This is a genomic window from Micromonospora lupini str. Lupac 08 (genome assembly GCF_000297395.2).
In the GTDB taxonomy this organism is placed as follows: domain Bacteria; phylum Actinomycetota; class Actinomycetes; order Mycobacteriales; family Micromonosporaceae; genus Micromonospora; species Micromonospora lupini.
The window spans coordinates 4,465,166-4,477,629 of record NZ_HF570108.1 but is presented as its reverse complement, the minus strand read 5'-3'; the positions used below and the strand labels follow the sequence as shown (position 1 = coordinate 4,477,629).

Here is a 12,464-nt window from a genome sequence, read left to right as displayed (position 1 = left end):
ACTACCGCACCGCCGCCACGTGGCGACTACCGCACCGCCGCGTTGAACACCGGCGGGGCGTAACCGGCCGGCTTGTCGCCGATGCCGAGGCCGGGGCTCACCACCCAGGACTGGTACTGCGGGGTGAACATGCCGTACGGCGATCCGAGGTTCGGGGCGCTGGCCTCGTCGAGCCGGCGGCGGGCGTCGGCGGGGATCTCGAAGTCGAGCGCGCCGAAGTTGCTGTCGACCTGCTCCGGGCTGCTCGCCCCGATGATCACCGAGCCGACCGCGGGCTGGGTGACGACCCAGTTGATCGCGACCTGCGCCATGCTGCGCCCCAGGTCGGCGGCCACGCTCTCCAGCGCGTCGATGACCTTCCAGTCGTTGGGGCTGATCTCCCGACCGGCGGCGTTGGGGGTGGTCAACCTCCCGGTTCCGCTCAGGCCCTCGCTGGTCCGTCGGTACTTGCCGCTGAGCAGGCCGCCGCCGATCGGGCTGAACGCGGTGACGCCCATGCCCAGGGTCTGGGCCATCGCCACGTACTCCGCCTCGATGTCCCGCGTGACCAGGGAGTACGGGAGCTGCACGTTGATCATCGGGGCCAGTCCGTGCGCCTCGGCGTAGCTCTGCGCGCGGGCCGCGTACCAGGCCGGCACGTCGGAGAGGCCGGCGTAGCGGATCTTGCCGGAGCGCACCAGGTCGTCGAGGGTGTGCACGACCTCCTCGACCGGGGTGATCCGGTCCCAGGTGTGCAGCAGGTACAGGTCGAGGTAGTCGGTGCCGAGCCGGCCCAGCGACGCCTCCACGGCCCGCATGACGTGCTTGCGGCCGTTGCCGCTGGCGTTCGGGTCGGCCGGGTCGACGGTGTTGGTGGCCTTGCTGGTGAGCACGAGTCGTTCGCGGGCGCCGGCCCGGTCGATGAGGCGGCCGAGGATCCTCTCGCTCTCCCCGGCGGTGTAGAAGTCCGCCGTGTCGATGAGGTTCCCGCCCGCCTCCAGGTACTGCCGGAAGATCGGCTCGGCCTCCTCCTCGGTCCTGCCGTACGCGGCGTGGAACCCGTCGACGCCGAAGTTCATGGTGCCCAGCGCCAGCCGGCTCACCCGCAGACCCGAACGTCCGAGCAGGTAGTAGTGGTTCATGGTGGTGCCCTCTCGATCGTGGTGGGGGCGCGGAGCGGACCGCGCGTCACCGACCCTTGCTCGGCAGATCTGGACCCGCAAGTCCAAAACCCGGGCTAGGGTGGGGCCATGACACGCGCGCTGACCCGCAAGGGCGAGGCCACCCGGGCGCGGATCGTCGCCGGCGCCGCGGCCGAGATCCGCGAGCGCGGCGTCGACGAGGTACGCCTCGAGGACGTGCTGGCCCACACCCGCACCAGCAAGGGCCAGCTCTTCCACTACTTCCCCGACGGCAAGGAGGAGTTGCTGCTCGCGGTGGCCCAGCACGAGGCCGACCAGGTGCTCGTCGACCAGGAGCCGATGCTCAGCAACCTGACGTCCTGGCCGGCCTGGCAGGCGTGGCGTGACCGGCTCGTCGAGCGCTACCTCGCGCAGGGCGTGAAGTGCCCGCTCAACGGTCTGCTCGGCCAGACCGGCCGACGCGCTCCCGGCGCGCAGGCCATCGTGACCGGGCTCATGTGGCGGTGGCAGGAGAAGATCGCCGTGGGCATCCGGCACATGCAGTCGACAGGTGACATCGCCGCCGACGTGGACGCCGACCGGGCCGCGGCGGCGCTGCTGGCCGGCATCCAGGGCGGCGTACTGCTGCTGCTCTCCACCGGCAGGATCGACCACCTCGAAGCGGCCCTCGACCTCACCATCGAACGCCTACGCGCGGGTGCGCGGACGGCCTGACGGTGTCCGCACCTGCTCGTCCTCCCGCACCGGTCGCGGTCGGAGACTGGCGACCAGGCACCTCGTCGGACAACCGCCGAGCCCGGGCTATTCTTGCGCCCGATCAGCGGGAGATCGGAGCAGGCGTGGCAGGTGACGACGACATCTCCGGGTGAGCACCCGGACCGGCCGCCGACGGGCGCGTGATCGCGCCGCCGTCGTCGCGGCCACCGTCGTCATGCCCTGCCCCCGCCGGGCCACTCGCGTGCGCCCGATCCTCCCTGCTCCGAGGTTCCCATGTCTGTTCGACCCGCTCTCATCGCCCACGACCTCGTCCGTGTCCGAGGCGACCGCCGGGTGCTCGACGGCGTCTCGCTTACCGCCGCGCCCGGCCACCGGATCGGCCTGATCGGCGAGAACGGCACCGGCAAGACGACCCTGTTGCGGGTCCTCGCCGGTGTCGACGAACCCGACGCCGGCACCGTCGCGCGCCCGCCCCGCCTCGGCCTCCTGCACCAGGAGATGCCCCACGCGCCGTCGGCCACAGTCGCCGCGGTCCTCGACGACGCGCTGCGCGAGGCCCGCGCCGATCTCGCCGAGCTGGACCGGCTCGGCACCACCCTGGCCGAGACGCCTGAGGAGTCCGAGCGGCACACCGGTCTGCTCGTCGCGTACGCCGAGGTTCTGGAGCGGGCGCAGGACGGCGACGCCTGGGATGCCGACCGACGCGCCCGAACGGTCCTCGACGGCCTCGGGCTCGGCGGCATCCCGCACGACCGGAGGCTGGCCGAGCTGTCCGGCGGACAGCGCGGCCGCCTCGCCCTCGCCGCCCTGTTGATCCGCCGACCGGAAGCGCTGCTGCTCGACGAGCCCACCAACCACCTCGACGACGCGGCGGCGACGTTCTGCGCCGACCAGCTGCGCACCATGCCCGGGGTGGTCGTAGCGGCCAGCCACGACCGGGCGTTCCTGGACGAGGTGTGCACCGACATCGTCGACCTGGACCCGGCGGTCGAGGGCCCGGTCCGCCACGGCGGCGGCTACTCCGCGTACCTGGCCGCGAAGCGCGCCGAGGCGCAGCGATGGCGCCGGCGCTATGACGAGGAGCAGGCGCAACTCGCGGACCTGCGCGAGGCCGCCGCCGTGACCGGGCATCGGGTCGCGCACGGCCGTGCTCCGCGCGACAGCGAGAAGATGGGGTACGGCCACACCGCGGGCCGCGTGCAGAACCAGATCTCCCGTCGGGTGCGCGATGCCGCCCGACGGCTGGAGCAGCTCGAACGCGACCAGGTGCCCGCGCCGCCGCAGCCGTTGCGTCTCCACGCGCCCGCCCTCGCCGCCGGTGTCGGCGACGAGCCCGTCGTCACGCTGTGCCAGGTGGAGGTCCCCGGCCGGCTGTGGGTGGAGCATCTCGTGCTGACGGCCGGCGACCGGCTGGTGGTCAGTGGCCCGAACGGTGCGGGCAAGTCGACTCTGCTCGCCGTCCTCGCCGGCCGGCTCACCGGCACCGGAACCATGTGGCGTCGACCGGACCTGCGCGTCGGCCTGCTCACTCAGGACACCGTCCTCGACGATCCACGGCGGACGGCCCGTCAGACGTACGCCGAAGCCGTCGGAGCGCGGCGGGCCGAGAACGTGCCGCTGTCGTCGCTCGGACTGCTGGCACCGGCGGACCTCGACCGCCCGGCCGGTGAGCTGTCGGTCGGCCAGCGCCGTCGGCTCGGTCTCGCGGTGCTCGTCGCGAATCCGCCGGACCTGCTCCTGCTGGACGAGCCGACCAACCATCTCTCCCCACGCCTCTGCGACGAGTTGGAGGAGGCCCTCGGAACGGGACCGGGCGCGATAGTGGTCGCCAGCCACGACCGCCGGCTCCGCGCCAACTGGAAGGGCCGCGAGCTCGCCCTCCGACCCCGCCCCCGATGATCAAGAGGTTTGCGTCATCCCCACCGGCGTGTCGTGACGCCAACCTCTTGATCACCGAGGCGGGGCGGGTGGGGGTCAGGGGAGGTTGTTCAGGTGGGTCTGGTTTGTTGTGATCACGGTGGTGGCCAGGGCGGTGGTGGCCGGGTTCGCACCGCTCTTCTGTTCGGCGGTGGCGACCCGGGTCGTCTGCGTGAGGTACGCGCGCAGGTGCGCGGCGAGCAGGCGGTGGAACGTCTTCCCGCTGGCCGACCGCAGCGCGGCCAGCTCGTCGGCGGTGACCATGCCCGGCATGTCGTGGCCCTCGTGCGGGTTTGTCGTCGGCGCTCCCGCCTCGCCCAGCAGCTGGCGGGACCGGGTCAGGTCGGCACGGTTGCTGGCCCGCACCTCGACGGCCAGCCGTCGCCAGGTGGGGTCGGTGGTCCGGGTCGGCACCAGGTCCAGCACCGGTAGCAGCCGCTGCGTCATCGCCGCCGTCAGTTGCAGCCAGGCGATGTCGGTGGGGCTGAAGGCGCCTGCCGATGAGGCGTTCGACGGTGTGGCCGCGACCGGCGCGGCCGTGGGTGGCACGGCGGTGGGTGGCGCGGCGCCCGGTGACCCGGTGCCGCAGCCGGCGACGAGCACCACCGCAGTGAGCAGCGCGACGTGGGCGCGCATGCGGCCTCCTTCCGCCCCGCGGCGGCGGACCCGATTGACCGGGCCCGCCGCCTCGGGTGCGTCGGTGTCGACTCAGATGGGTCGGCCGTCGTGCCCGCACTTGATGACCGGACGGATGCAGTCCTGGACGCGGCGGGCCATCTCGGCCGTCGGCCAGGCGTTGAAGAAGTCACCGTGCATCGTGTAGCCCGGCCCGGAGGCCAGCCGGAAGTGCGACGGGTCGCCGCTGACCGGGTAGCGCAGCACCTGCCGGAGCTTCGGCACGTGCACCGGGTGGGTGCTCGGGCACGCCTGGTTCACCGGGTACGCGAGGTGGCTCTTGTGGTCCGGGGAGTCCAGGTCCCGACCGTTCCAGCACTGCGGGAAGTCCAGGTACGACTCCAGCATCGTGCCGGCCGGACAGTTGACGAAGTCCTTCGACGGTGGCACCTGCCCGGCGTGCAGGCAGGACCAGCGGGCGATGCTGTCGTTCGGCCCGGTGGCCTTCGCGTTGCCCGCGACGAGGCGCAGGCCCTGCGGGAGCGGTTGGGTGTTGGCGACGACGTCGGAGCGGACACCCTCACCGAGGTAGTAGAACGTCGCGATGGCCGGCTCCACGGGGACGTTGTCCCGGTAGAGGGTCGGCACCCAGTACGACGAGACGTCCACCGCCGGGTTGCAGGTGCTTGTGGATTTCACCAGGTCGGGGAGCGTGGTGTTGCCGTTCGTCACCGTGCTGCCGAAGAAGCTGTGCATGTGTGAGGCCCCGGGCAGTCCGGGAAAGACGATCGGGTCGTCGGGCAGCCGGTGGCTGTACGTGCAGTCGGCGGGGAACTCGGCGACCCGGATGACGTTGGCGACCGGGGCGGCGTCGGCCCGGTCGGTGGTGGAGACCAGGTAGGTGCCGAGGAGCGCCAGCAGGGCGCCGATCGCCGTGACGAGGCGTAGCCGGCGGGGGAGGTGGGAGAGGGGTGCGGCCCTGTCCATCGCGTGACTCCTGTCGGGACGGGCCAGGGACAGCTCCGACGCCGCCGCCGAAGACGTCGGAGAGTGTCCTGGCCAGAAGGGGTGGCCGGTTGATCCCAACTGCTGATCCCGGCCGCGAGAGAGCGCTCTCACTGGTCCAGCTTCACCCCGATGTCGACGCTTGTCAATGCATGTCGCAGTTGGTGGAAATGACGAAAAAGGGCCGGACCCCGTGGTGGGGTCCGGCCCTTTCGGTGTGATGTGGGGTCAGCTGGTGGCGTAGCCACGGGTGGCGATCCAGTCGGCGAGGTGCTCGACGGTGACCTCGTAGGAGGCGGTGTTCGGGTCGGCCGAGTCGGCGATCCGCACGACCGCACCGTTGTCGCGGTAGCCGACGACGCTGATGTAGTGCCCACCCTCGAACGAGTGGATACCGCCGTCGGTGTCGGTGGTGGTGCCGGCGATGTTGGCGACGACGGCGCGGCCGTTGTCGACGGTCTTGACGACATCGGCGCGCAGCTGGTCGGTCTGCTTGGCGTCGGCGTCGGGCTTGCTGATCTCGACGGAGTGGTAGGCGTCGGCCTTGCCGGTCTCCTTGTTCAGCACCGGGGTGATGTCGTTGATGCTGTTGGTGCCGGCCTCGGTGGTGCCCATCTCCTTGGCCATGGCGTCCACGCTGATGTCCTTGCCCTGCACGGACAGGGCGTTGCGGGCGGCGGCCGGGCCGCAGTAGTAGAAGTTCGGCTGCGCCTCGTAGCGCACCCCGAGCTGACGCTCACCCGAGGGCTTACGGTCACCCTGGCTCGCGGCGGCGGGCTTGTCGGTGCTCGGCGCGGCGAACGCGGTCGTCACCGGGCCGGCGATGGCGCCGCCGGTGAAGGCCAGGCCCGCAGCGGTCAGAGCGGTCTTACGGATCAGATCGGTACGCATGATGGCGTGCTCCTCTGCATCGGGGGATACGCGCCGGCACACGAAACCGGGGGTGTGTGCCGGGCGGGAAGTCTTCGGGGGATCTACCCGGCGGCCCAGGGGGGCCTGCTCGGGTGTCCGGGGGTGTAACCGGTCCGGGTGGCGAGTCATTCCGCCGAGGGCTTCCGGACGCCGGCCGGTGGTACTCGGCCGTGCGGGGGATATAAACCGTGCCGGCCGGTGTTCCCGGCGGCTGCCGCACAGGGCCGGCCGCTCGTGATGCCCGGTCGTGCGGGGGATGTAACCGTGGCGGCCGGTCGGGTGTTCCCGGCGGCTGCCGTGCGCCGCGGCCCGGGGGTCGCTGCGGCATGTCAGGTATAACGACCCCGCCGGACCCACGATTCCGCCACCCGAGTGCCGCCGGCCACGGGACGGCGACCCCCGAAACCACCCAAACCGCCCAGCCGGAAACGGGCATCCACCTCCGACCGGGATGATCGACTCGGGTTCGGTGATATCGGGGTGTCCGGGCGGGTCGGACACCGCGACTTCATGCAACCCGAGTCGATCATCCCGGCCGGGGCGGCGTGCCCGGTGCAGTTGGTGCACATGACGCGGGTGGGGCGGCCCGACGAGCCGGACCGCCCCACCTGTGCCGCGCTGAGGTCAGAAACCGAGGACGGCCCGCCCGCCGACCACGGGCAGTCGCAGCTCACTGTCGTTCGGGGCGACCCGCAGCTCGGTGCCGCCCAACGGCAGCAGGGTGTACTCCTGGTCGCTGGAGAAGACGACCACGCCGATCCGGTGCCCCGCCGGGAAGATGTAGTCCTTCGGCTCCATGGTCCACCGGTAGTCGTACAGCTTGCCCTGCTTGACCGGCGCGGTGCGCGCGGCGCTCTTACGGTTCTGCGGGTCCATCCAGCCGCGCGTCACGACTGTGGGCGCGGCGGTCGACCCGGCCGGGCCGTAGTCCACCAGGTACGCGGTGAGGTTCGCGTCCGGCTTGTTGTCGATAGCCATCCGTAGCCGCATCTCCGGGCGACCGGAGATGCGCACGCTCCGGGTCAGCGCGGGGGAGCGGTAGGCGAGGCGGTTGGCGCTTGCCGTGTCCGGGTCGGCCACCAGGGTGTCCGGATGGATGGTCCGCCCCTCGTCGACGAAGCTCTGCTCGACGCGGGCCTTCGGCGGCTTACCCGTGGTGAGCGCGCCCGGGGTGGTGGCGTCGGTGGCGGCGAAGCGCAGTCCGACCTCGCGCGCGGCCGGGTCGGGCCAGTTGGCGTACGTGGTGTAGGCCCGGTCCTCGCGCTGGAGCACCGCGGTCGGCTCGTCCATGATGCCGTTGCGCACGTTCCACAGCCAGAAGTCGAACCAGCGGTTCTCGGTCTGCTTGTACGTCCACGTCTGGCCGCTCGGCAGGGTCACCGAGGCGCTGCTGCCCGGGCCGCCGTGCCCGCCCTGGTGCAGCCAGATCTTGCGCGGCACGTCGCGCTTCGCCAGCTCGTCCCACCAGCCGGCGAAGTGCTCGGTCTTCACGTTCCAGTCGTTGAGGCCGTGCACGACGAAGACGCTCGCCTTGACGTTGCGAGCGTCCAGGTAGTCGCGGTCCTGCCAGAACGTCGAGTAGTCGCCGGTGACCCGGTCCTGCTTCGCGGTGATCTGTGCGAGCTCGTCGGCGCAGGGCCCCTCGGCCCGCTCCTGACCGGCCGTGTACTGAGCCAGGATGTCGAGGTCCTCGCCCTGGAACGTCCCGGGCGCGACCACCAGGCCGTTGGCCCGGTAGTAGTCGTACCAGCTGCTGATCGCCGAGACCGGCACGATGGTCTTCAGGCCCTTGACCCCGGTGGTGGCCACCTGGTTGGGCAGCGTCCCGTTGTAGGAGACGCCGGTCATGCCGACCGCGCCGGTGGTCCAACCGGCGGTGACCGGGGCGCCGCCGGCGTCGTACCCCTTGGCCCGGCCGTTGAGCCAGTCGATGACGGCCTTGGTGCCGAGCGTCTCGGCCTGGTCGCCGCTTGTCGGGCAGCCGTCCGAGTCGCCGGTGCCGACGCTCTGACCGAGCACCACCGCGTACCCGCGCGGCACGTAGTAGTCGTCCAACGAGCCGGGCAGGTTGGCCTTCGCCTGCGCCCGCTGCGTGCCGACGTCGAGTGCGCGACGCCCGGCGCCGTCGGTCCGGCCGTTCTGCGGCAGGTCGTCGACGAGCACGCTCGGGTACGGCACGTCGCCCCAGGTGCCCTTGCGGTACGGGCTGTGCTCGAAGATGACAGGCACCTTGAAGCCCTGCGTGGCGGTCTCCCGGGGGCGGGAGATGTCGATCGCCACCCGGTCAAGCCGACCGTCGTGGTCGGTGTCCACCGGGGTCTGGACGAACACCCGCTCCTCGATCGCGTCCGCGAGCGAGAACACCGGCTGGGTCATGCCGTCGGCCACCACGATGCCGGTGGGCGTGGGGGGCGCGGGCGGGGCGGCCGCCGCGGTCGGGGCGGCGCTCAGCACCAGGGCGCCGGACACGCCGACGCTGAGAAGTGCCAGATGGCGGGGTCGACGCATGCGCGTCTCCCTTCGGTCGGGCTGGTTGCCGGGTCTCGGCACGGGCCAATCACGAAGATCCATTCGTCGCCATGCTAGGTGTGAGTGGGCGTCGCGTCGATCCCTTCGCACGGGGATGCGGCTTTCGTTCACATAGGAAGGCTGCGGCAATCGAACCGACATCGAATGGGAACCGGCGTCGACACGCGGCGGAAATCCCGTTCAGGTCGGCGAGAAATTGCTCCCTCGCGAACCCTTGAAGATCACGTACACGGCCTTATGATCTTGCAAAAGTCGCCCAAGAGGCGCATTTGTCCACATGAGACAGGAAACCAGATGCTCAGGAAAACGCGCTGGCTGCTGGCCGTCGCCGTCACGGCCACGGCGCTGACCGCCGTGCCCGGCGGCACCGCCACAGCCGGTCCCAGCGGAGGAGCCCCGACGGGCGCACCCGGCGCCTCCGCCAGCCCCGAGACCCACACCGTCACCCTGCTCACCGGGGACGTGGTGACCGTCCGGAGCACCGGCTCGGGATGCCCGCAGGCCACGGTGCGGCCGGTCGACGCGAACGCGGTGATCCGCCAGACCTGCGGCCCGGACGGCCACCTGCACGTCCTGCCCGCTCGCGTCGAGTCCCAGATCGGCTCGATCCTCGACCCCGACCTCTTCGACGTCACCGCGCTGATAGCCGACGGGTACGACGACGAGACCACCGCCGACCTGCCGGTCATCGTGCAGCCCGCCACCGCGTCGGCCCGGGTGGCCGCGCTCGGCGACGTGCGGTCCCTGCCCAGCATCGGCGCGGTGGCCGGCCACGTACCCAAGAAGAGCCCGGCCGGCGCGAAGCTCGCGACCACCTCGCTGCTCGCCGGCGCCAAAAAGGTCTGGCTCGACCGCAAGGTCCGCGCCACCGCCCTGACCGAGGCCGACAAGCACGGAAAACTGGACCCCAACCTGGACCAGATCGCCGCGCCGGAGGCGTGGAAGGCCGGCTACACGGGCACGGGCGTGCGGGTCGCGGTGCTCGACACCGGCGCCGATTTCACCCACCCCGACCTGGCCGGCCGGGTCGTCGAGCGGGCCGACTTCACCGCCGAGGGCGGTGACGCCGTCGACCACAACGGCCACGGTACGCACGTCGCGTCGACCATCGCCGGAACCGGGGCGGCCGCCCACGGCCAGCGTCGTGGCGTGGCGCCCGACGCCAAGCTGGTGATCGGCAAGGTCCTCGACGACCACGGCTCCGGCGCCGACTCCGGCATCATCGCCGGCATGGAGTGGGCCGCCGCCCGCGCCGACGTCATCAACATGAGCCTCGGCGGGAGCGCCCCGGACGACGGCAGCGACCCGCTCTCGCTCGCCGTGGACGGCCTGAGCAAGTCCACCGGTGCGCTCTTCGTCATCGCCGCCGGCAACAGCGGCGCCGAGATCTCCTCGCCCGGCTCGGCCAGCAGCGCGCTCACCGTCGGCGCCGTCGACCGCGACGACAAACTCGCTGACTTCTCCAGCCGAGGCCCACTGGTCACCAGCCACGTGGCCAAGCCGGAACTGGTCGCGCCCGGCGTCGACATCGTCGCCGCCCGTGCCGCCGGCACCAACCTCCAGGACCCGATCGACAGGTACTACGAGGGCCTCAGTGGCACCTCGATGGCCAGCCCGCACGTGGCGGGCGCCGCGGCGCTGCTCGCCCAGCGGCATCCGGACTGGACCGGCGACCGGCTCAAGGCCGCCCTCGTCGGCGCCGCCGACCCGCTGATCGGCGTCGACGCGTACGCCGTCGGGGCCGGCCGGCTCAACGCGGCCCGGGCCCTCGGCGGCCCGACCAGCAACCAGCCGGTGGTCAACCTCGGCACCTTCGCGTACCCGCAGTCCGGGCACAGCGACACGACGCTGAGCTGGACCGGCGGGTCCACCCCGGCCACGACGGTCCTCGACCTCGACGTGTCGCTCGTCAACCACGACGGTCAGCCGGTGCCCCACGGCGCGGCGTCGCTCTCGACGGGCCGGCTGACGCTCAAGCGCGGCGCCACGGCGGACGCGACGCTGCGGATCAACCGCGCGGCGCTGGCCAGCCGCCCGGGCTTCTACCTGGCCACCGTCACCGCCCGCACCGGGCACAGGGTGGTCGCGACCACGCCGGTGAGCTTCTACGTCGAGCAGCCCAGCTACGACCTGACGATCCACACGAAGCCGCTGCCCGGCCTGCGCGACGGCGCGGAGAGCTGGATCAACCTCACGGTCACCAACCTCACCGATCCCCTCGTCTACCGCGAGGGGGGCGGCGGTACGCCCGGTGACACCTTCACCCTGCGGGTTCCGGCCGGCCGGTACGCGGTCTTCGGCGCCTCCGTCGCGTACTACGTCGACAGCGACGTGCTGGAGACGACGCTCGCCGGCGAGACCGACCTGGACGTGCGCGGCGCCCGGAGCGTGACGCTCGACCCGGCGGGGGCCAGGCCGGTGACGGTCACGGTCGACGGGGCGCCCACCACGCCCACCCGGGTCGACTTCACAAACGTGCAGACCTCGGTGAACGGCCTGTCCTGGTGGCACCAGATCAGCGGGTACGGGAGGGCCACCACGGTCCGCAGCACCGCGCTGCCGAAGCCCGGGATCGGATCGCTGCGCACCTGGGCGGCGGCCAACCTGGACTCGCCGGCCGGCACCGCCGCGCCGTACCGCTACAACCTCGTGCACGAGTACGTCGGCGGCGTGCCGGCCGACCCGGCGTACCGGGTGAGTCGGTCCGAGCAGGCCACACTGGCCCGGATCGACGAGCGGTTCCACCAGACGGACTCGCCGGAGATGTTCACCGGGCTGGTCCGCACCGGCCTCACCCGCGACGGTGTGCCGGTGACCCAGACCCACGAGGGGAACCTGCCGCCGTACCGGACCGACTACCTCTCGCCCGACATCCTCTGGGCCGACCAGGGCGTCTACGGCGGCCTGGGCGCCGACGAGGCGCCCCGCAGCTACCGGCCGGGTAGCCGGCAGAGCAAGGTCTGGGCGCGTCAGCCCCTGCACTCCGGGTGGTACGACGACCCGGCCGGCGACGGCTGGAGCTGCGCCACCCCGCCCTCGCGGACCCGGGGCAACCTGCACATCGACCTGGTGACGCTTACCGACCAGCACCAGCGTGCCGACTGCCTGTACGGCGAGACGATCGGCGTGAAGCGCACCCTGTCGCTGTACCGCAACGGCACGCTGCTCGACGAGCGCAGCGGCCCGTTCGGTGACTTCACCGTCGGGCAGGCGATGGCCGACTACCGGGTGAGCCTCGACGTCGACACGAGCCTGATCCTGCCGATCTCGACCAGGGTCACCACCTCGTGGACGTTCCGGTCCGCCGGGCCGGACGGCACCGGCAGCGTGCCGTTGCCGCTGCTCGCGCTCGACTACGCCCTGCCGATGGACACCACCAACCACCCGGTCGGCGGAACGGCCGAGCTGGCCGTCCGGCAGGCGCACGGTGTCAAGGCGCAGAAGGTGACGTCGATGCAGGTCTGGACCTCGACCGACGACGGCGCCACCTGGAAGGCCGCCCGGGTCACCGGCAGCGGCGACGCCTACCGGGTCGACCTGCCGAAGGCCGCGTCCGGGCAGGCAGTCTCGCTGCGCGTGCGGGCCGCCGGCAACGGCGGCAGCGGCATCGACCAGACCATCATCCGGGCGTACCACGCCGGCTGAGGT

8 protein-coding genes are annotated in these 12,464 nt (G+C 72.0%); 3 read left to right on the top strand and 5 right to left on the bottom strand.

Annotated elements, in window-relative coordinates; genetic code table 11:
* Positions 1 to 26 precede the first annotated feature (26 nt).
* Entirely contained in the window at positions 27 to 1,121 is a 1,095-nt protein-coding gene (locus MILUP08_RS21595) for an aldo/keto reductase (protein WP_007461554.1), read from the bottom strand.
* Positions 1,122 to 1,229: 108 nt separating this feature from the next.
* Between MILUP08_RS21595 and MILUP08_RS21590 the strand changes: the two genes are divergently transcribed.
* Complete coding sequence (locus MILUP08_RS21590) at positions 1,230 to 1,835, top strand: TetR/AcrR family transcriptional regulator (protein ID WP_007461552.1); 606 nt, start codon at positions 1,230 to 1,232, stop codon at positions 1,833 to 1,835.
* Positions 1,836 to 2,111: 276 nt separating this feature from the next.
* The gene (locus MILUP08_RS21585; RefSeq protein ID WP_007461550.1) at positions 2,112 to 3,737 is read left to right on the top strand and encodes an ABC-F family ATP-binding cassette domain-containing protein; all 1,626 of its coding nucleotides are present in this window, start codon (positions 2,112 to 2,114) and stop codon (positions 3,735 to 3,737) included.
* A gap of 75 nt (positions 3,738 to 3,812) precedes the next feature.
* Here the strand turns inward: MILUP08_RS21585 and MILUP08_RS21580 are convergent, their stop codons facing one another.
* The 4 genes from MILUP08_RS21580 to MILUP08_RS21565 form a co-directional block, all read right to left on the bottom strand.
* Positions 3,813 to 4,391 carry a DUF305 domain-containing protein gene (locus MILUP08_RS21580; protein WP_007461548.1) on the bottom strand — a complete coding sequence of 193 codons (579 nt, stop codon included), beginning with the start codon at positions 4,389 to 4,391 and terminating at the stop codon, positions 3,813 to 3,815.
* Positions 4,392 to 4,463: 72 nt separating this feature from the next.
* Complete coding sequence (locus tag MILUP08_RS21575) at positions 4,464 to 5,357, bottom strand: DUF1996 domain-containing protein (protein WP_007461547.1); 894 nt, start codon at positions 5,355 to 5,357, stop codon at positions 4,464 to 4,466.
* Between the two features lie 246 nt (positions 5,358 to 5,603).
* On the bottom strand, positions 5,604 to 6,266 hold the full coding sequence (locus MILUP08_RS21570; protein ID WP_007461545.1) for a C39 family peptidase: 663 nt from the start codon (positions 6,264 to 6,266) through the stop codon (positions 5,604 to 5,606).
* Positions 6,267 to 6,911: 645 nt separating this feature from the next.
* Positions 6,912 to 8,795, bottom strand: coding sequence for a Xaa-Pro dipeptidyl-peptidase (locus MILUP08_RS21565; RefSeq protein WP_007461541.1), 1,884 nt, complete (start codon positions 8,793 to 8,795; stop codon positions 6,912 to 6,914).
* 315 nt (positions 8,796 to 9,110) lie between these two features.
* Here MILUP08_RS21565 and MILUP08_RS21560 point away from each other — a divergent pair, with 315 nt between their 5' ends.
* Positions 9,111 to 12,461 (top strand): S8 family peptidase, encoded by a 3,351-nt coding sequence (locus MILUP08_RS21560; RefSeq protein WP_007461539.1) that lies wholly within the window; start codon positions 9,111 to 9,113, stop codon positions 12,459 to 12,461.
* Positions 12,462 to 12,464 lie beyond the last annotated feature (3 nt).